The organism is Paenibacillus sp. J22R232 (genome assembly GCF_056269165.1).
The window spans coordinates 806462-826720 of record NZ_JBWDNK010000002.1 but is presented as its reverse complement, the minus strand read 5'-3'; the positions used below and the strand labels follow the sequence as shown (position 1 = coordinate 826720).

The following is a 20259-nucleotide window of genomic DNA, read 5'->3' as shown; positions in this document are numbered from 1 at the left end:
CTGCTTTCTGACCGGATATGCGTAACATTTATGATTCCTTCATTTCATCCGTTGCTACTATTATAGACGAATGAGACGTGTCAGAAAAGCTTAATGGCAGCCAAATAATAAACTTCGTTCCGAAGCCCTCCCGTGTCGTCACTTCCACGGACCCTTGGTGCTCGTCAATAATCCACTTTGCAATCGACAAGCCAAGGCCCGTACCGACGGTAACGCCTCTGGACTCATCTGCCCGGTAGAAGCGGTCGAATATATGCGGAATCTCCTCCGGATTCATACCGATCCCCGTATCTTGAATGACGAAGCCGATTTGCTGGTCATTACGGACCGCACTTAGCTCTATCGATCCTTCCGGGGTATACTTGAACGCATTCTCAATAAAAATAAACAGCAGCTGCTGCAAATAATTATGATTCGCGTTCACGCGAACGCCAACAAGCGCAGAAAGATCGCCGACCTCCCAATTCGCCGTTCGCGGAAGCAGCTGCGCCCTGCGGACAACCTCCTCCGTAAGCGGCATAAGCTCAAGCGGCGTCTTCTCCATCGTATAACCTGCATCCGCCCTTGCTAGCGCGAGCAGATCATTCACCAGCGTACTCATTCGGGTCGCTTCGGCTGAAATATCGCTCATCGATTCCTTCGACATTTCCCACCGATCTAGATCAAGCGGCATCCATTCCCCGGTTTCCGCATTTTGGTTCGTTTCCTTTACCTTCATCCACATCCGCTCTAGAAGCTCAATATTGCCTCTAATCGTCGTTAACGGCGTCCGCAGCTCATGCGACGCATCGGATACGAACCTTCGCTGTGCCTTATAGGCTTCATTAAGCTCATTATACGCCATTTCAAGTCGCCCCAACATGATATTCAACGTTGTGACCAGCCTGCCGATCTCATCCTTCGGCCCCAATGCCGGTATTCGGACGCTAAGGTCCGACCCGTTCTCAATTTGCTCCGTGGCGCGAATTACCCTTTCAATCGGCCGCAAGGCTTGGCGAGCAACGAATAGTCCTACCGTGAATGCGATAAAAACGACTGCTAATGAGGAGAATATGAGAATCGTACGGAGCCCGCTTAAAAACCTCTCCTCGTTATACGAAAATACGGCAACCTGAACCAGTCCTACCAAATCTTTATCTAAATAATAGGGCCGCTGGTAAGTCAGCATCGAGTATTTGCTTTTATTAATGACGACATGCGTTTTTACAAAGCCCTTTTTCGGATTCGTTTTCGCTTCAGGGTAGGTAATGACGAATTCATAGGGAAAATTGTTCGACTGCTTGATAGCGCCTTCTTTATAATTCACTAATTGAATGAACATGTCTTTCTTTTCAATGCGAAATTGAGGGCCTACTATTAAGTCTAACGTTTGATCCAAAAAATTCGTTGCCCCGATCACATCTATCTTGCTGTCTTGAACTCTCATTTGTTCTTTAATCTCAGCATACGTATTCCAGTTAACGAAAAAGTAAATGCCGATGCCAAAAACGATCATCGTAACCGCTAGCAAGCCCGAAATCCATAACGTAAGCCTTAGCCTTATTGACATATGCCTAACCCGCCTCTCCGCGAAGCACATAGCCGGTGCCGCGAACCGTCTGAATAAGCCGGTTTTTGCCTCCGTCCTCTACCTTTTGGCGAAGCATCGCAATATATACCTCAAGCACGTTCGATTCGCCGCTGAAATCATAGCCCCATATTTTCTCCATAATCGCATCACGGGTAAGCACGCGGCGCGGATTCTGCATAAACAGCAGAAGCAGGTCATATTCCTTCGATGTAAGCTCAATCCGGCGACCGGAGCGAATCGCCTCTCTCGCATCCATGTCCAATATTAAATCTTCATATAATAGCTGATTGCTGGATTGCTCGATTTTATCAGACTTGCGGCGAAGCAGCGCGCGGGCGCGGGCGAGCAGCTCTTCGAGCGCGAATGGCTTGACCAAATAATCATCTGCCCCAAGGTCAAGCCCCTTTACCCGGTCAATGACGTCATCCTTTGCTGTCAGCATCATGATTGGAATGGTGCTTCCGCTCTCGCGCACGCGGCGGCAAACCTCCCAGCCATCCACCTGTGGCATCATAACGTCGAGTATGAGCAAGTCAGGCTCGGCTTTGAGCAGCACCTTCAGTCCTTCCATGCCGTTTGAAGCCGTTGTCACCTCGTACCCTTCGAATGCCAAGCTTCTTCTAAGCAACGAAATAATTTTGTCATCATCATCTACCACCACAATATGCTGTCTCATCTGCGTATCCCCTTTATTTGCAGCAAAAAGCGCAGAGCCATCTGTCACTCTGCGCTTTTTGCCGTACGTCAATCTTTTAATCTTATTGAGCGGCCGATAAATTCTTATCTCCGATCTCAACCTGCAAATTCATAGCGCTGCCTTTGCGTACGATATTCAACTCGACCTTATCGCCGACTTTCTTCGTTTGTATCGCGGCAATAAGCTCCTGCGTGTTCCCATATTTCTTGCCGTCGATTCCGACAATAACGTCAAATTGCTGAAGCTCGGCTAGATATGCCGGAGAATTATAATATACATTACGTACGATAGAACCTTCTACCGTATCCATGCCAAGCTGCTTCGCGATATCTGCCGTTACATCCTGCAGCTCCGCACCGATATAAGGAACAGCCGGCTTAGGAATCGTAGTGTTGTTTTTAAGATTTTCCAGCACTTCCTGGATCGTGCTTGTCGGAATCGCAAAGCCGATACCTTGCGCTTGCGAGCTTACCGCTGTATTAATGCCGACTACCTCTCCGTTCACGTTCAGCAGCGGACCGCCTGAGTTTCCGGGATTAATAGAAGCATCCGTTTGCAGCAAATGCTCGTATTTGCGTTCGCCTTGTGCATCTTGAATATCGATAGGACGCTCCTTCGCGCTAAGCACCCCTACCGTTACCGTATGATCGAAGCCGTACGGATTGCCGATCGCCACAACCCAATCGCCAATGTTAATGTTGTCGGAGTTGCCAAGCGGCAGCGTCGGAAACGCTTTGTCTCCTGTCACTTTAAGTACGGCTAGATCCAGATCATAGCTTGATCCAAGCAATTCAGCGGTGAACGGCTTATCGTAGCCTTGTACGATAACTTTAATTTGATCGGACTCGCCCACAACGTGTTGATTCGTTAGGATATAACCGGTCGATTCAAAGAAAAAACCTGTACCGATTCCTGATTGCTGCATTTGACTGTCATCCTGATTGGTTCCTGCTTCAGGCTCTGTCGTACCTGGATAGTCATCTCCGAAAAATTGTCTGAAAAAGGAATCGTCCAGCATGCTGCCGCTATTGCTTCGCTTAGCCGGATTTACATAGGTCTCGATCTTCACGACAGCAGGACTAGCCGTCTCGAACAATTGAGCGATGTTGTCAGGTCTGGCAGCAACTGTCGCTGCTCCGCTTGCGCTACCCGCTCCTGCCGATGCCGCAGAGCCCGTTCCGCTAGATTGCGTAGTATTGGCAGCAGCCGGCTCGCTCGTAAACCAATTGTTTAAGTCGGCAGTGTACATCAATGATCCTACAAGAATTACGCCTGCAAGAAACGATGCGAATACCGCCTTAAAAGAAGTTCGTTTCGTCTCGCGAACCTGCCAAGGTCCCTTTGCAGACTGCGGAGATGGATTAAACGAACGAATTGGCGATTGGATCGGAGCCTGCGGCCTTGCCTGCTCCGCTTCCGGCAGTGCGCCTTGCGAATGCGGAGCATCGGGTTGGCTTCGCTGTATGTCCCCATAGGGCTCGTCTTGAATCAGCTTAGGCTTCTCTAGGCTTGGACCTTGATTGGCAGCATTAGCGCCTTCTTGAGCATTCGCTTTAAAAGGTCCGTAAGAATAATAATAAGAGGGCTTAGCTGCTTGCTCCTGAGAATCAGATACCGCTTGCGGCTCTTCGTTTACGCTGCTATCAACGCTTTCAGGCGCTCCTTGCTCCTCATCATTTTTTTGAAAGAAATCATCAAAGCCCTTTTTGTTGTTTTGATCATCCATGTCCGTTCTCCTCCTTGAATCTTATTGCATCATGCTCCCGTGCTGTCTTCTCGCACGCAGCCTGTTATTTGGTATAGCTCTATCATGCACATTCTACCTTAAAACAAACTTAAAAGGAATTTAAACAGAAATAAAAAAAACGCCCCAAAGTGATTTTGGAAACGTTTTCCTTGTGTACGTTTTTGTATTTAATGAGGGAAAAGCTGCTCCACTTCAGCAAGAGCCGCTTTAGCCTGATCAATCCATTCGGGCTCAATATGGGCGTCTGGATCGGTTGGCGCTTGGAATTGATCGAACAGCGCGCCGGCGACGCGCACCGATGCTTCTGGATCATTTCCTTCCCGGTAAAGATGCTTCAGCACGTATGGCGTGCCCATCTTGATCGTCGCCTCATTGTCGGCTTCACCAATATCGATATGCCCGGCTACCACCTCGAAAGGTATGCGAAGCCATACTTTATGCGATTCATCAAGCGATCGGTCAAATGAACCTCCGTCGTATTCCCAGTTGCCCCCGAGCGTGAATTGCCTGGACTCCAGCAGCTCCTTCGTTTGTAGAAAATGTTGCTCCCGCGACTCCAGCACGGACGATATCGGTATCATGAAAGGTGCTCCTTCCCCTAGCATATTTCTCAGCTTCATTCGGCTAGAGGTAGTATGCCCGCCTATATCTTCCTTTATGTGCGATTCGCCCAGCCCTTGCGATGGGCGAGAACGGCCAGCTGAGTGCGATCATCCAGCTCGCACTTCATTAAGAGATTGCTCACGTGCGTTTTCACCGTCTTGATGCTAATGTGCAGCTCTTCAGCAATTTCTTTGTTCGATTGGCCGTCGGCAATAAGCAGCAGCACTTCCTTCTCGCGTTCTGTTAGGCCTTCATCTCCCGATTGCGCCGTACGCTGCCTAAGCCCTCTCGTTAATGCTTGGGATACATCCGCCGTCATCACGGGCATTCCCTTGAAAGCGCCGCTAATGGCATAGATAAGCTCCTCTGCGGAAACCGTCTTAAGCACATAACTGACAGCACCGGCTTCGATCGCGCCATAAACCTTATCATCCTCCAGAAAGCTCGTCAGCATGACGATCTTCATATCCGGATGCTTGGCAATAATCGCTCTCGTGGCGGCAATGCCGTCCATGCCCGGCATCATTAGATCCATCAAAATAATTTGCGGGCGTTTGTCGTCCGAGCTTGAATCCAGAAAGTCGATAGCTGCCTGTCCGTTGCTTGCCTCCGCAATCACTTGAAATTTGGGCTCCAGCATCAAATACGTCCGAAGACCGGTTCTGACCATGTCATGGTCATCAACAATCATAATTTTAATTTGCTCTGCTCCGCTCACTCTTCCAGTTCTCCCCTCAGCATCTTAGGTATCGTAACTTTTACTCTGGTTCCGCCGCCAGGCTTGCTCCATATTTCTGCCGCTCCGCCAAGCTTTTGCGCCCTTTCCTGCATCGTAGAAAGACCATAGGAGCCTCTTTTGACCTCATCGGGCTTGAATCCGATCCCGTCATCCTGCAGAATCATCACAACCTGCCTTTCATTGTCCGTGAGCGTTAACGTACAGCCTGATGCGCCAGCATGCTTCACGATGTTAGCCATCGCTTCCTGTGCGATTAGAAACAGCTGATGCTCTTTCGCTTCGGACAAGCGCTCCTTCAAACGCCATTCCAATTCGCCCTGCAGCTTGTTTTGCCGGCAATAATCAGGAAACCACTTATCCAGCGCTTCATATAACGTTCTTCCTTCAAGCTCCATTGGACGAAGCTGAGCGATAAAATTTCTCATTTGCTTCTGTGCCAGATTGGACATGTTGACTAGCTGCTCCAGAACGGAATCGGCACGCTCTCGATCGACCTGCTGCAGCTTCGGGAGTGAGGAAGCGCACATATGAATCGCAAAGAGCTGCTGGCTTACCGTATCATGCAAATCCCTTGCAAGCCGCTTGCGTTCCTCCAGAACCGCTGCTTCATTAGAAGCAGATTCTGTCATGACATATTCCTCGCCGCGCATTTGCAGCCATTTCATTTTCTCTTCCATTTGCCCGGCAAGCTCATTGAATTCCCGATAAACCTCAATAAACGAATTATGCCCGCCCTCCGTGATCCGAATGCCGTAATTGCCATTAGCGGCCTGCTTTAACGACAAATGCAGCGTATCAATCCGGCGTCCGATTCGCTGTGCTGCCCAATAACCGAAAGCCGCGCTCACAAGCAGGAAGACGGAGGCCGCCCCAAGGCGCACTTCCGTCTTTCCTGCTTCATGGATTAGTCCGAGCCAGGTAACCGCGCCAAGCACAAGGGAAAAAACAGAGGCAATAACGAACATGCCGATCAGCTCCCACTTGCCGCTTCGCAGAAAACGAACCATCATCTCCGATCACCCTACCTTCGTGACACGCACATCACCAATAAACGTGCTGACGATCAGCTTGATTTTTTTGTCCGTTTCTTGATACGAAGGTGACTGGATATTGATATTCGTGAATAATCCGCCTTCCTTCTGGCCCAATATTTTCACGTCACCGATAAAAGCGCTCGATATAACCTGCACGCCCACCTCGTAATCATTCGGTACATATACCTTCACGTCGCCTATAAAGGAAGAGATATGAATTTTTGTCTCGCCTGGGTGAACCTGGGCTTTCGTCAAATCAAGCACGGTATCGCCGATGAAATGCGAGATATTAAGCGGCTTTAGATCCCAATAATCATGGCCAATGTGAATATCGCCGATGAATCCGGAACGGGTCTGGACACTTGAATCACCGTGGCTCCACCACTCAACATGCTCTTTATGGTTATGGTTTCTTTTCCAATCATGCGCGTTCTTTTTGAGCTCTGCTTTATAATGGTTTTTCCACTCTTTGAATTCCTTTTTGCCGGATGGGAATGCGTCATAGGATTTATGAGCCTCTCCTTCCATCTTCCCTTCCTGCTTCGGAGCCTCAAGGGGCTCTTTGGTGGGATCCGGATGAAGGGGAGGAGCCGGCGGAACCGCTGCAGCTTCCGAATAAGGCTGATAGGACTTCCAATCATCCGTCGGAGGCGCCTGAAACTTTGATTTAGGTTTCCAGATTAGATTAATACCGACTAAAATAACGACAACTGGCCAAATATAAGGAACAATATCGCCAATCGACCACGAGAATAGATCTAAATTCCGGCCTAGGAATATACAGCCGATCACCATTACGACGGCTCCCCACCAGCTCGAGCCCGAGCCGTTTGACCTGCAGGACAATAAGCCGCGTATTCCGACAATAATGAGCGCAACAGGCCAATACGTGGAAATCACATAACCAATATCAAAGGTCACATGACCTGTCTGCCTAAGCAAAAACAATACGCCAATTGCAATGATGACTAACCCGGTGAACAACCGGTTTGCGAAATTTCCGTTCATGCGGCTCCAGCTCCTTACGATTCCATCTTAGTTTGATAATCATAGTATAACGGACGGGAATCAATAGAAAAAGGGACGGCCGATTGAAATCGCAATCAGTCTCTAGACGGAGCTTTTGTTGATTCTATCCAATTCATACCTAACATGCGTCATGAAACATCACTTCGTACGTTGACATTGCTCACTTCTTCTATTTATAATGATGAACGGATTAGGATAATAGAGACAACTATGCATAAATGAAGGAACAGGAGATGAAGCAATGGACGTTATCGAACTGTCAAAGGGACTGGATACGATATGGGTCGTTTTGACAGCAGCCATGATCTTGCTAATGGAAGGCGGCTTCGCTTTGCTTGAGGCGGGATTTGTCAGGCAGAAGAATGCCGTCAGCATTATCATGAAGGTGTTTGTCGACATCGCTTTCGGCGCACTCGTTTTTTACTTTTTTGGATTCGCTCTCATGTACGGACAAGATGCAGGCGGTTTAATCGGAACAACCGGTTTTCTCATTAATGGCGACCTGTCACACATTGTCTTAAATATTACTCACGAAACGTATTGGTTATTCCAGTGCGCATTCGTAATCGCCGTCATCTCCATCGTTTCGGGAGCGGTTGCGGAACGGATCAATTTCAGAGCTTATATTCTCTTAACCATCGCAATGACGGGCTTTATTTATCCGCTTGCCGGTCACTGGGTTTGGTCGGGCAGCGGCTTTCTCGGGAAGCTGGGCATGATTGACTTCGCGGGATCTGCCGTTATCCATGCTTTGGGTGGATTCTCGGCGCTGGCAGCCGCAATCTTTATCGGACCGAGAATAGGCAAATTCAGCGCTGACGGCAAGGTAAACATTGTACCGCCATCTAATCTGCCGCTTGCTTCTGTTGGCGCGTTTATCCTGTGGTTTGGATGGTTCGGCTTCAACGCGGGAAGTACGCTTAGCGCTACAAACGGTTCAATCGGCCATATCGCCATTACAACGATGCTCTCCGCTGCTGCGGGCGGCGCGACTTGCATCCTGTTCACTATGTTCCGCTATAAGAAAGCGGATCCCCCTATGGTCATTAACGGTTCGCTTGCCGGTCTAGTCGGAATTACCGCAGGCTGCGCATTCGTTTCCGACATTGCCGCAATCGGAATAGGAGCTGTATCCGGTATTGCGATGGTGCTTGTGACGGAATGGCTGGAGAGCAGGCAGGTAGACGACCCTGTTGGCGCCTTTGCTGTTCACGGCGTAAGCGGCAGCATCGGTACTCTCGCAGTTGGCCTTTTCGCGCTTCCTGAATTAACCGAAGGCGTGGGAAAAGGGTATTACGGATTATTTTACGGCGGAGGCTTCAATCTGCTAGGCGTACAAGCGCTAGGACTCGTAACGGTTTCCGTATGGGGCTTCCTTCTTACATGGGGTGCGCTATGGCTCATTCGTAAAGTGATGCCTGTCCGCGTATCCAAGGACGAGGAGCTTATCGGGCTTGATGTCGGCATACACGGCGTACCCGCTTACAGCCAAGAGCATGACTTCCTCGATTTCGATCGCTTGAGAAACAGCAAATAAACACAAAAAACCGTCTCTGCCAAGTGGCAAAGACGGTTCTTTTTATCTATATGCGGCTGGTTTCATTAGGCCTGATCCTGTCCCTGCAATTGTTTTGTTCACCTTAATACCACGATTGCTTTCGTTCATTCTATAACTGCATTCAGTATCCCTATTTCACAAAGCCACGTTCATTATTCCTTCTTCACAAAGCCACATTCGTTATTCGTTCATCTCGTTGGCAAGCTCGTAGGAAACGGTAACGATATCCGTAGGGGCGGCTACGTTTTTAATGGAACGGGCACTTTCGATTTCAAGGCGCAGAGCGCGAACCTTTTCCATCGGCTTTCTTACGAAATGGATATATTCAACAGCCAAATGGTGATCAGGCTTTTTGCCTGTCAGCATTCTTCTTAGCGTAGACATCGATTGATAAGCACGGTCTTCCATCAGCCTTCGTTTCTCATAACGCTCAACCATCTGTTCAATTTCGGCTATTTCCTGCTCTTTCTTAGCTACGTAGGCATCAATAAAAGGAAAAACCTCGCCCGCTTTACGATGATGGGCAGCAATTACAAAGCCTGAATGAATGATCGGATCTGTCATGAGAATTCACCTGTCTTGTCATGTTATTATTTCTTACATATGTAATCATACAACAAATCAGGATCGTTGAAAACTGTTTTTTACGCGATGGAAATATCTGCGCCAATCACGCCTGCTACGCTGCCATCCTCACGGTAGATAGGCACCGTGACGGTCAAGCATAGCTGCTTGGTTATTGCCGAAACATAAACCTCAGACTGAAAGTTCTGTCCCGCCATTGCCCGTTTCCACCATTCTCTTCCCTTTGCATTCATAAGCCCTGCTTCCGGCAAAGAAAAGACAAAGGAACCGTCAGCCCGATTAGACCAAATCGCCTCTATCTCGGGTTTTGATTTCAGCAATGCCGTAAGCTTCGGTTCATGCTCGGCTTGGCTTAATTGTGCCAGCTTCAATTCCGCAGCTGCCAATCTCAGCCATTCCAAAACGGATGCAACATTCACTTTGATCTCACGGTTCTCTTGGCGAACGCCTACTTGCTCAATCGCTAGCGACAGATCCGAGGACGATCGTTTGAGGGTTTGGCTGATTCGGTTCATATGGCCGATTTGTTCACGCTGCAGCTCTGTCATCTCAAGCGTGTTATCGACGCTTTGAAGCGTGTCATGAACGGAATCGACGACATCCTTCAACATAAGCGTCGATTCGGTCATATGGTCGGTTTGCTGCTTGCTGGCTGCGCTCGTCTGTTCGACAAGCTCATCGACTTCTACGATTCTAGAGAAAATAAGATCCATGCGATCTCGATTTACGGTCATTTCCGCAACTCCTCGTTCAACGGAGTGCTTTTCTCTGTCGACCGCATCCACGACCTGCTTCACCCTGCCTTCAATTTGCTCAACAATGGAAGAAGAGCGCTTAACTGCTTCCCCGCTCTGCTCCGCGAGTTTTTTGATTTGCTGGGCAACGACAGAAAAACCCCGTCCATATTCGCCGGCATGAGCCGCTTCGATGGAAGCGTTCAAAGCCAGCAGTGAGGTTTGCGATACGATTTCTTGTATAAATTGATTGATTTCGTTAATATGGGAGGTTTGCTCGATTAACTGATGGATATGCTCCTCCATGGATTGGTTATTGCGGTTCAGATCCTGCATGACTTCATCCGTGCTAGTCAATGAACGGACTACGTCAAGGACTACTTCCTTCGTCTCTTTGCTCTTCGTATTCAAATGCGATGATGTCCCGCTGATCTGCTCGGCTGCCGAGGCAACCTCTTGCAGCGCAGAGAACGCTTCCTCAATTCGGCTCATCGCAAGCGTACTGTTCGACCGCAGCTTCTGTTCATGCTCTGAGGAGACATCGGCAATTTCAGTCAAGCGGCTCGCAGATTGATCCACCTCGTGTACAGCAGCGTTTAATTGGTCGGATATGACGACGGATTCATTCAACAAGCGTGTCATCTTAACCGTTTCAGCCGCCTCTGCTGAAGCAGCCGAACGGGCTTTCGTATTCCGAGAAAACCAACTGGTCGTGGGACTCATGTCAGGTTTATTGCTCCTCTCGCATGCTGATACAAAATTTCCCTAAATTATATATCAGCATAGGGCAAAAGAAAAGAGGAACCGCTAGGGCTCCTCTTTTCGCTCACGTTATTACATGGCAAAAAATATTACTTCTCAGCTTTTTGTTGCGCTGTGTTTGCTGCTTGTTTGCCAGCAGCATTATTTTGGTTCAATTCTTCTGCGAATTCCGCATTGTATTGGTTGTTTTGGGCTTTGTTGTTTTTGTTTTTAGCCATTATAATCACCTCCCCGTTCTAAAGATAGTATGGCGGAATCGGCGTTTATTATACGGGCTATTTACGATTCTAAATACGTTTGTGGGATAGGCTTTCCTGCTTCAATTGCCTGATTGATTTGATTAAGCCAAGCCTGTGAGAGCTTGCCCGTTCCGATCCGAAGCACCTCTACATCCACCGTTCGCTTGCCCCATTGCTCGTATACCTGTTTGATCGTTTCAAAATACAAATCGATGCGTTTCCCTTTTATCGCAGATCCGGTATCCGCCACAACGCCATAACCGTAGCCAGGGATATAGAGCAAGGTTCCGATCGGGAACAATCTCGTGTCGGCAGCAATCGTAGACACCTGATCTCTGCGCACCTTAACGCCGGAATAGGTGATTCCGTATTGCGGATGCCCCGGGCGTTTACCCGTCGATTCTACGCCTGCCGTATATCCGGTAGCGACAACCTCTACCTTAGCGGGCTTCTCCGCGTTCATTGGCGATGCCTTACCCGTTTTGGAGTCTTGACTAGCACTCGTACTGGCACTTTTCTTCGGATGGGAATGCTCCGCCTGCGCTGAGCACTTCATTGTATTTATACCGATCACAAAAACAGTAATAAGCAGCAACAAAGTAAAACCTCTTCTGAAATAAAAAAAGCTTGTGGCCATCTGGTTTGCTTCCTCCTCAGAAGAATAATGCCCCAGTGGCCCAAGCTTTATGCGTACATGATTATTGTTCTTTGTCTGCAATCTGCTTCTGCAGCTGCGTAATCAGCTCAGTCACTGGGATTGCACCCAAGTCGCCCTCGCCTCGTTTGCGCACGGATACCGCCTCCGCTTGCATTTCATTCTCGCCTACGACCAGCATGTATGGCGCTTTCTCCAGCTGAGCTTCGCGAATTTTGTAGCCGAGCTTCTCATTGCGAAGATCGCTCTCGACACGAATGCCATTTTCTTGAAGCTGCTCCGCAACTTTGCGAGCGTAACCTTCATAGGCTGTAGAAACCGGAATAACCTTAGCTTGTACGGGAGACAGCCAAAGCGGCAGCGCGCCCGCGAAGTTTTCCAGCAAGAAAGCAGTCATACGCTCCATGGTGCTGATGATGCCGCGGTGAATAACGACAGGACGGTGCTTCTTGCCATCCTCGCCTACATACTCAAGCTCGAAGCGTTCCGGAAGCAGGAAGTCCAGCTGAGCCGTTGACAAAGTCTCTTCTTTTCCAAGCGCAGTTTTGATTTGCACGTCAAGCTTGGGACCATAGAACGCAGCTTCTCCTTCTGCTTCGAAGAATGGAAGCTCCAGCTCCTCGACAACCTCGCGAAGCATGCGCTGAGACATTTCCCACATCTCATCGTTTTGGAAATATTTCTCCGTATCCTTTGGATCGCGGTATGATAGACGGAAACGGTATTCCTTGATGCCGAAGTCCTCATACACCTTGCGGATCAGGTTGACGACGCGCGCGAATTCTTCTTTAATTTGATCCGGACGGCAGAAGATATGTGCATCGTTAAGCGTCATCGCACGTACGCGGTGCAAGCCTGTCAGCGCACCCGACATCTCATACCGGTGCATCGTTCCAAGCTCGGCAATCCTCACGGGCAGGTCACGGTAGCTGCGCATATCGCTTTTGAACACCATCATATGGTGAGGACAGTTCATCGGACGGAGCACAAGCTCCTCGTTGTCCATAATCATTTTGGGGAACATATCCTCGCTGTAATGCTCCCAGTGACCCGATGTTTTGTATAGCTCCACGTTCGCAAGCACAGGCGTGTACACATGCTCGTAGCCTAATCTCTCTTCAAGGTCAACGATATAACGCTCCATCGTTCTGCGAAGCTTCGCGCCGTTAGGCAGCCATAGCGGCAAGCCTTGGCCGACCTCGCGGGAGAAGGTGAACATTTTGAGCTCGCGCCCCAGCTTGCGGTGATCGCGTTTTTTTGCTTCCTCAAGGAAATGAAGATGCTCGTCCAGCTGCGCTTTTTTCGGGAATGCCGTTCCGTAAATCCGCTGCAGCATTTTGTTTTTGGAATCTCCGCGCCAATACGCCCCTGCTACGCTCAGCAGCTTAAACGCTTTGATACGTCCTGTAGATGGCAAATGAGGTCCGCGGCAAAGATCGAAGAACTCGCCTTGGTCGTACATGGTAATAACCGATTCCACGGGCAGATCGCGGATAAGCTCCAGCTTTAGGTTGTCGTCCAGCTCCGTAAAGATCGCAAGCGCCTCGTCCCTGCTTACGACTCTGCGGCGAATATCTAGGTTCTGCTGAATGATTTTGTCCATTTCCTTCTCGATTTTCACGAGATCCTCGGGCGTGAGCGATTGCTCCATATCAATATCGTAATAGAATCCATCCTCAATGACCGGTCCTATGCCGAGCTTAACGTTTTTGTTGCCGTATATGCGCTTAATCGCCTGCGCGAGCAAATGCGCCGTGCTATGGCGGTATACTTCGAGACCGTCAGCGGATTCAACCGTCACGATTTCAATGGCTGCATCCGCTTCGATTGGCGTGTATACGTCGACCACTTTGCCGTCGATTTTCCCCGCAATTGCATTTTTACGAAGTCCTGGGCTAATGGAGCCCGCCACTTCCTCAATGGTTGTTCCGACAGCGTATTCTCTTACTGCGCCGTCTGGCAATGTGATATGAATAGCCATAGTTGTTCATCCTCCAATTAGTTAGCAAACGAATCGATGTTTCATTATCCACAAGCAAAAAAGAGCACAAAAAAAGCACGCATCCCTAAAAAGGGACGAGTGCTTGTATGCTCGTGGTTCCACCCTACTTCGACTGCGCAAGCGTTGCTCCATGCTCATTGCAGTCCTCGTAATATCCGATAACGGAGATATCCGGTACGGCATACTGCCGCAGCATCTTCATCAAAGATTGCTACAGGTTCAGCCATACAGCTTCAAAGGGGTACATCTGCGGACATTATGGAAGGAAATTGCAGCCAAGTTTCCTCTCTCTGGGCCTAACATCGTAAGCAGAAGCATGTCTTTGTCATTGCTGATTAGATTTCATATGAAGATTATTATAGCCCGGCTTGTTTAATTGGTCAAGGCTATTGTCACGGCTGAACGAGCTCATCCAGGCTGCTGCTGCACGAAACGCATTGAACGCAGACGGTAACGCGCTGGTCAAAAATCGTTTCGATCGTTCGGATTACCTGCATATCCGGCTGCCTGGTATGGATCGTAATATGTTTAGGGGATACGGCTATGAGCGAGCTAATCACCATATCCTCGATATTCATCTCCGTTTCGAGCATTTCCGCTACAATGCGATCCGACGGCGGGTTAGGATCAAGCGGCTGAAAAGCGTCATCGTACAACATGAAATCATGGCCGCCCTTGTGCAGCAAATGAACCATCGGAAGCTTCGTATCCTGCAGGAACACAAAATATTTCAGCAGGGATATAAACTCCTGGTATTGTTTGTCTAATACGTATTCATCCAGCGCATATTCCACCACTTCCGCCAATTCCTTGCGGTAAGGGATTAACCGGAAAGTTGTGAATCCATCTACGTTAAGCCACGTATGCTCTTGCAAAAACAACTCCGCTTCCACGGCGACCTTATTTTTCCGCCTGAGCCGGTCCGCGTCCAGAAACTTGGTACCTAGTCCATCCCATTCCTTGCCATGCAGCAGATCATGGCAATATTTCTCGATTGCTGCCGTATCCGCAGCACTATTGTTGCGATATTTCTTTCGTATAATAGCAGCCAGCATGGAAGGCTCCATTTCACTGACAACAAATTCTGCAATTGCGGCAGCCGCCGCATGATATACGGCTTGACCGTGAGCTTTCAGCTGGAAATGCGGAAGCATAGCTTCGCAGCTTATGGTCAGCTCCGAGGTTTGTTCATACGCGATGAACGCTGGCTGCTCCAGTTTTGAATCGATATGTAAATCGACTAGCGTTTGTTCCGTCAACAATTCCTTCAGCTTGCTCACTGACTTTTGGAGACTTGCAGGCAATGTTACCGTGAATAGCTCCATAAGCTCACCCCTTTCCTTCCTTATCAGTATATGGTGCCGCGCACGGGGATATACGATGAAGACATTGGAATAAAAGAAGCGTATATACAAAAAGACGCCCGCGCGGCATTCCTCCCGCTTAACGGTGGAAAGCTGCGCAAACGTCTATTTCGTACCTTTTTGCTCTAAGCAGGCTTAGTTTTGCATCACGAAATCAAGGTCTGCCTTGTCGGCTTCATTGTATATTTTCAAAATATTGTATTTGGTATCCCGTTGAGCAGGGATTTTTCCAACCTCGCGAATGAGCTCAAGGATAAGTTCAATGTTTACTTTATGAGTCGTTCCCGCAGCCGAGACCACGTTTTCCTCAATCATCGTGCTGCCGAAATCATTGCAGCCATATGACAGCGAAAGCTTGCCCATCTCTGGCCCCATCGTCACCCACGAAGATTGGAAGTTCGGAATGTTGTCGAGCATGATCCGGCTAGCCGCAACGATACGGAGATACTCCTCCGGCTTCGCTTTCTCCAGCTTCAGGTTCGTATTATCCGGCTGGAAAGGCCATGAAATAAAGGCTAGGAAGCCGGTTGAATCATATTTGTTCGCTATGCATTCATCCTGTGCGTCACGGATACGGAGCATATGCAGCGCACGCTCCTCAACCGTCTCGCCCAGACCGTATACCATCGTCGCAGTCGTATTCATGCCATGGCGGTGGGCAGACTTCATGACGTCCATCCAATCGGTCCACGAGCCCTTCATCCGGCTGATCTTGCGACGGGTACGGTCATCCAAAATTTCCGCGCCGCCTCCCGGCAAGGAATCTAGACCGGCTTCATGCAGCTGTCTGATTACTTCATCCAGAGAAAGGCCGTCGGAGACCACTTTCATCTTCTGGATCTCCGCAGGCGAGAAGGAATGCATCGTAATATGAGGGAAATGCTGCTTGATCTTGCGAAGCAGATCCAAGTAATAAGTAAACGGCAGGTTAGGGTTCGTTCCGCCCTGCATCAATATTTCCGTGCCGCCGACGTTAATGGTTTCTTGTATTTTGCTAAGTATCGTCTCGTCAGGCAGGACATAACCCTCCTTGGACCCTGGAGCACGGTAAAAAGCGCAGAAGCGGCAATACACATCGCAAACATTCGTATAATTGACGTTTCGGCCAACGACAAAGGTCGTAATTGGCTCGGGGTGATGCTTCAGCATAATCTGATTCGCGACATGCCCCATTTTTTCTATCTGATCTGAAGCTAACAGCTCCATGCCTTCTTCGAGCGCAATTCGCTCGCCGCGCAATGCTTTATCCAAAATATGGTCTAACGTTCCCATTCCGCAAGACCTCCTTATTCCCATTCTAGGTAAACAATCCATTACTTAATCCTAACATAAAGCATAGTCCGAAGTCACTTTCCATATGATGCCCTCTCGCCTTGAAATAAGGAAAAACACGGCATGTTCGCATGAACATCCGTGCTTTTCTTTCATTTCGTCCCATTTAAGGGCGAAGCGCGTTATCCAAATCCTCAATCAGATCCTCAATATCTTCAAGGCCAACCGAATAGCGTACCAAGCCGTCTGTAATTCCGCGTGCATGCCGAACCTCTTTCGGCATTGCTGCATGCGACATCATCGCCGGATAAGACAGGATGCTCTCAACCGCGCCGAGGCTGACGGCTACAAGCGGAATTTGAACCTTGCTTAGCAGCGCTTTTGCCCGCTCCCCGCTGCCTACATCGAATGACACAACCGCGCCATAGCCAAGCGATTGCTTCTCGTGAATTTCTCTGCCTGGGTGGTTTGGCAATCCTGGATAATAAACCGCGGTTACCTCACTGTGCTCAGACAACCATTCCGCCAGCCTGCGCGCACTGCGCTCGCTGCTTTCCATACGCATCTGCAGCGTCTTCATGCCGCGCATCAGAAGCCAAGACTCTTGCGCGCTTAGGACGGTGCCCATGCCGTTTTGGAGCTGCTTGAGCCGTTTGCCCAGCGCCTCATCAGCCGTTACCGCAAGTCCAGCAAGCACATCGCTATGACCGCCTAGAAACTTAGTCGCGCTATGCAGCACGATATCTACGCCCAGCTCGATTGGACGCTGGTGATACGGCGTCATGAAGGTATTGTCGAGCATCGTAAGCAGCCCATGCTCTTTCGCCCATGCCGTCGTTTGAGCGATATTTGTAATTTTAAGCGTCGGATTGGAAGGCGTCTCCATGAACACCGCTTTCGTATTCGGTTTGAGCGCGGCTTTGACCGCTTCGAAGTCTGTCATATCCACAAAGGTGGATTCAATGCCCAGACGATCTAGAATTGAAGTAAGCAAGCGGTAGGTTCCGCCATATACGTCTTCCGTTACGATTACGTGCTCACCGGCGGACAACAGAAGAAAGGTCGTTGAAATCGCAGCCATGCCTGATGCGAAAGCGAAGCCCCGTGCTCCGCCTTCAAGCAGCGCAATGTAATCTTCAAGCGCTTGCCGCGTCGGATTGCCGGAGCGGCTGTAATCATATTGCGGCGGATTGAAAATATCATGGTGATGAAACGTGGATGCCTGAAAAATCGGCACGCTCGAAGCACCGGTCTGCTCATCGATCTCGGCGCCGAAATGAATCAGCTTCGTTGCAAAACGCCGATCACGGGCGTTTTTGTTATTGTTGTCAGTGCTCATCTGCTACTGAACCTCCTCGATTTCACTTTTCGCGGCAGCCAGCGCTTGCGCAAGATCCGCAATCAAATCATCCGCATGCTCGATGCCGACAGAGAAACGAAGCAGTCGATCATCCACGCCGATTGCTTGACGTATTTCAAGCGGGATATCGGCATGTGTCTGTACGGCCGGATAAGTCATTAATGACTCTACGCCGCCTAGGCTTTCCGCAAACGCGATTAGCTTGATATGGCGTAGAATGGGCTCGATATATCTGGCATCCTTTAGACGGAACGAGAAAATTCCCGTATTGCCCGAGGATTGCTTATTTTGAATATCGTGGCCAGGATGATGCGGCAGAGCCGGATAATAAACATCCTCGACAGCCGGGTGCTCAAGCAAGTAATTAGCGATGGTCGTCGCGTTATGCTGATGGCGTTCCATGCGCAGCGCCAACGTCTTCATGCCTCTCATTAGCAGCCATGAATCCTGGGGACCGAGCACCGCGCCGATTGAGTTGTGCAGGAAAGCCATCTCGTCTGACAGCTCTTTGCCTTTGGTTACGATCAGGCCGGCAAGCACATCATTGTGGCCGCCTAAATATTTGGTCGCGCTATGGATGATGATGTCGGCGCCCAGCTCGATCGGACGTTGAAAGAATGGCGTAAGGAGCGTGTTGTCCACGATCGTCAGCAAACCCTTCGCTTTCGCCCATGCGGCTACCCGCTCAATATCCGTAATCATCATCAGCGGATTAGTAGGCGTTTCGATAAGTACCGCTTTCGTGCTTGGCGTCCACAAGGCCGACATGGCATCAATATCATTCGTATCCACATAAGAGGCCGTGACTCCGAATCTCGACATTATCCGCTCCAACAGGCGATACGTGCCGCCATATAGGTCGAGCGAGACGATCAGATGGTCCCCCTGGCTGAATAGGGCGAATATGGTTTGCAGGGCAGCCATGCCCGAGCTGCAGGCAAAAGCTGCGTCTCCTGCTTCTAATTGCGCTGCTGCTTCTTCGAGCACCGCTCTAGTCGGGCTCTTTGTACGCGCATAATCAAAGCCGGTGCTTTGACCCAGCTTTGGATGACGGAATGCAGTCGCTTGATAGACGGGAAAACTAATCGCTCCCGTAACGGGTTCTTTAATGGATCCAATCTGGGCTAAATGACTCTCGATCTTCATGGTTATGCAGCTCTCCCTTAGTTATATAATTAAATGCCTCCACCCAAATCAAACGGTGTTTGCTGATATACATAGTAATTAAGCCAATTAGAGAATAACAAATTCGCATGCGAACGCCATGTAGATAAAGGCATGTTTTCTGGATTATCGCCCGGGAAATAGTTTTTCGGCACTTCGATGTCCAGGCCCTTCGCTTTATCGCGGTCATATTCAAACTTGAGCGAGGTTGGATCATACTCGGAATGGCCGGTTACGAAAATTTGCTTGCCATCCTTCGATGCAACAATATAAATACCGGAATCGGAGGAGCCTGACAAGATGTCCAATGTTTCAATCGGCTCGATATCCTCGCGGCGAAACTCCGTATGGCGCGACTGCGGCACGAAAAACATTTCGTCAAAGCCGCGAAGCAGGTTTACGTTGCGTTTTTCCACAACATGCGGGTAGACGCCAAATATTTTGTTGTCGAGATTATATTTCGGTACATTATAGTGGTGGTAAAGACCTGCTTGTGCTCCCCAACAAATATGGAGGGTTGACGTAACGCGCCTTGCGCTCCAATCCATAATTTCTTGCAGCTCTTCCCAATAGTTTACTTCCTCAAAAGGCATTTGCTCTACTGGTGCACCCGTTATGATGAGCCCGTCATAATACTCATGCGAAATCTCATCGAACGTTTTGTAGAAAGACTCCAAGTGCTCGGCTGACGTATTTTTCGAAGTATGCGTTCTAGGGTGCAGCAGCACGATCTCTACCTGCAGCGGCGTATTGCCAACGAGCCTTAGCAGCTGCGTTTCAGTCGTTTCTTTTGTCGGCATTAAATTAAGGATGGCAATGCGGAGCGGCCTGATATCCTGCTGATAGGCGATGGTCTCATCCATCACGAAAATGTTCTCGTTGCTAAGAATTTCTTTGGCCGGTAAGTTGTCTGGAACTTTAATTGGCATAGGTATCACTCCTCTAAAGGCAGTATGACCGCTTGAACATGAAAAAGACCCTTTCTGCTGTGAGAAAAGGTCGTATGCTCAGTAAAGAAGCCATCCGCCTCTCTCATCTCTCAGAAACATAAATGCTTCCGCAAGAATTAGCACCGTGCGTGTTAACGCCGGTTGCCGGGCTTCATCGGGCTAGTCCCTCCGCCTGCTCTTGATAAGAAAGTAGTC

At 49.3% G+C, this 20259-nt stretch carries 18 protein-coding genes and 1 riboswitch; of the genes, 1 reads left to right on the top strand and 17 read right to left on the bottom strand.

Annotation, left to right across the window (positions count from 1 at the left end; genetic code table 11):
• Positions 1-28 precede the first annotated feature (28 nt).
• The 7 genes from AC0YN3_RS10035 to liaF all read right to left on the bottom strand — a co-directional run bounded on the left by AC0YN3_RS10035 (position 29) and on the right by liaF (position 7398).
• Entirely contained in the window at positions 29-1549 is a 1521-nt protein-coding gene (locus AC0YN3_RS10035) for a sensor histidine kinase (RefSeq protein WP_475774921.1), read from the bottom strand.
• Positions 1550-1553: 4 nt separating this feature from the next.
• The gene (locus tag AC0YN3_RS10030; RefSeq protein ID WP_475774920.1) at positions 1554-2246 is read right to left on the bottom strand and encodes a response regulator transcription factor; all 693 of its coding nucleotides are present in this window, start codon (positions 2244-2246) and stop codon (positions 1554-1556) included.
• Between the two features lie 82 nt (positions 2247-2328).
• On the bottom strand, positions 2329-3993 hold the full coding sequence (locus AC0YN3_RS10025) for a S1C family serine protease (RefSeq protein WP_475774919.1): 1665 nt from the start codon (positions 3991-3993) through the stop codon (positions 2329-2331).
• A 188-nt stretch (positions 3994-4181) separates the two neighbouring features.
• Entirely contained in the window at positions 4182-4595 is a 414-nt protein-coding gene (locus tag AC0YN3_RS10020; RefSeq protein ID WP_475774918.1) for a YugN family protein, read from the bottom strand.
• Between the two features lie 74 nt (positions 4596-4669).
• Positions 4670-5308 (bottom strand): response regulator, encoded by a 639-nt coding sequence (locus AC0YN3_RS10015; protein WP_183559641.1) that lies wholly within the window; start codon positions 5306-5308, stop codon positions 4670-4672.
• A 23-nt stretch (positions 5309-5331) separates the two neighbouring features.
• Entirely contained in the window at positions 5332-6366 is a 1035-nt protein-coding gene (locus AC0YN3_RS10010; RefSeq protein ID WP_475774917.1) for a sensor histidine kinase, read from the bottom strand.
• A 6-nt stretch (positions 6367-6372) separates the two neighbouring features.
• Positions 6373-7398, bottom strand: coding sequence for a cell wall-active antibiotics response protein LiaF (gene liaF / locus AC0YN3_RS10005; RefSeq protein WP_475774916.1), 1026 nt, complete (start codon positions 7396-7398; stop codon positions 6373-6375).
• Between the two features lie 262 nt (positions 7399-7660).
• Here liaF and AC0YN3_RS10000 point away from each other — a divergent pair, with 262 nt between their 5' ends.
• Entirely contained in the window at positions 7661-8956 is a 1296-nt protein-coding gene (locus AC0YN3_RS10000) for an ammonium transporter (RefSeq protein ID WP_475774915.1), read from the top strand.
• Positions 8957-9157: 201 nt separating this feature from the next.
• Here AC0YN3_RS10000 and AC0YN3_RS09995 read toward each other — a convergent pair whose 3' ends face one another.
• The 10 genes from AC0YN3_RS09995 to metA form a co-directional block, all read right to left on the bottom strand.
• Complete coding sequence (locus tag AC0YN3_RS09995) at positions 9158-9541, bottom strand: hypothetical protein (protein ID WP_183558835.1); 384 nt, start codon at positions 9539-9541, stop codon at positions 9158-9160.
• 80 nt (positions 9542-9621) lie between these two features.
• The gene (locus tag AC0YN3_RS09990) at positions 9622-11019 is read right to left on the bottom strand and encodes a methyl-accepting chemotaxis protein (RefSeq protein WP_475774914.1); all 1398 of its coding nucleotides are present in this window, start codon (positions 11017-11019) and stop codon (positions 9622-9624) included.
• A 128-nt stretch (positions 11020-11147) separates the two neighbouring features.
• On the bottom strand, positions 11148-11276 hold the full coding sequence (locus AC0YN3_RS09985; protein ID WP_269433050.1) for a hypothetical protein: 129 nt from the start codon (positions 11274-11276) through the stop codon (positions 11148-11150).
• Between the two features lie 61 nt (positions 11277-11337).
• Positions 11338-11934, bottom strand: a complete 597-nt coding sequence (locus AC0YN3_RS09980) for a 3D domain-containing protein (protein WP_475774913.1) — start codon at positions 11932-11934, stop codon at positions 11338-11340.
• 61 nt (positions 11935-11995) lie between these two features.
• Positions 11996-13933, bottom strand: a complete 1938-nt coding sequence (thrS, locus tag AC0YN3_RS09975; RefSeq protein WP_475774912.1) for a threonine--tRNA ligase — start codon at positions 13931-13933, stop codon at positions 11996-11998.
• 413 nt (positions 13934-14346) lie between these two features.
• Complete coding sequence (locus AC0YN3_RS09970) at positions 14347-15279, bottom strand: putative sporulation protein YtxC (RefSeq protein WP_475774911.1); 933 nt, start codon at positions 15277-15279, stop codon at positions 14347-14349.
• 174 nt (positions 15280-15453) lie between these two features.
• Entirely contained in the window at positions 15454-16590 is a 1137-nt protein-coding gene (gene mqnC, locus AC0YN3_RS09965; RefSeq protein ID WP_441944235.1) for a cyclic dehypoxanthinyl futalosine synthase, read from the bottom strand.
• A 166-nt stretch (positions 16591-16756) separates the two neighbouring features.
• Positions 16757-17929: a trans-sulfuration enzyme family protein gene (locus AC0YN3_RS09960; RefSeq protein ID WP_475774910.1), complete on the bottom strand. Its 1173-nt coding sequence runs from the start codon at positions 17927-17929 to the stop codon at positions 16757-16759.
• A gap of 3 nt (positions 17930-17932) precedes the next feature.
• Positions 17933-19096: an aminotransferase class I/II-fold pyridoxal phosphate-dependent enzyme gene (locus tag AC0YN3_RS09955; protein WP_475774909.1), complete on the bottom strand. Its 1164-nt coding sequence runs from the start codon at positions 19094-19096 to the stop codon at positions 17933-17935.
• 29 nt (positions 19097-19125) lie between these two features.
• Positions 19126-20043 carry a homoserine O-acetyltransferase MetA gene (gene metA / locus AC0YN3_RS09950; protein ID WP_475774908.1) on the bottom strand — a complete coding sequence of 306 codons (918 nt, stop codon included), beginning with the start codon at positions 20041-20043 and terminating at the stop codon, positions 19126-19128.
• A gap of 100 nt (positions 20044-20143) precedes the next feature.
• Positions 20144-20252, bottom strand: a riboswitch (SAM riboswitch).
• Between the last annotated feature and the right edge of the window lie 7 nt (positions 20253-20259).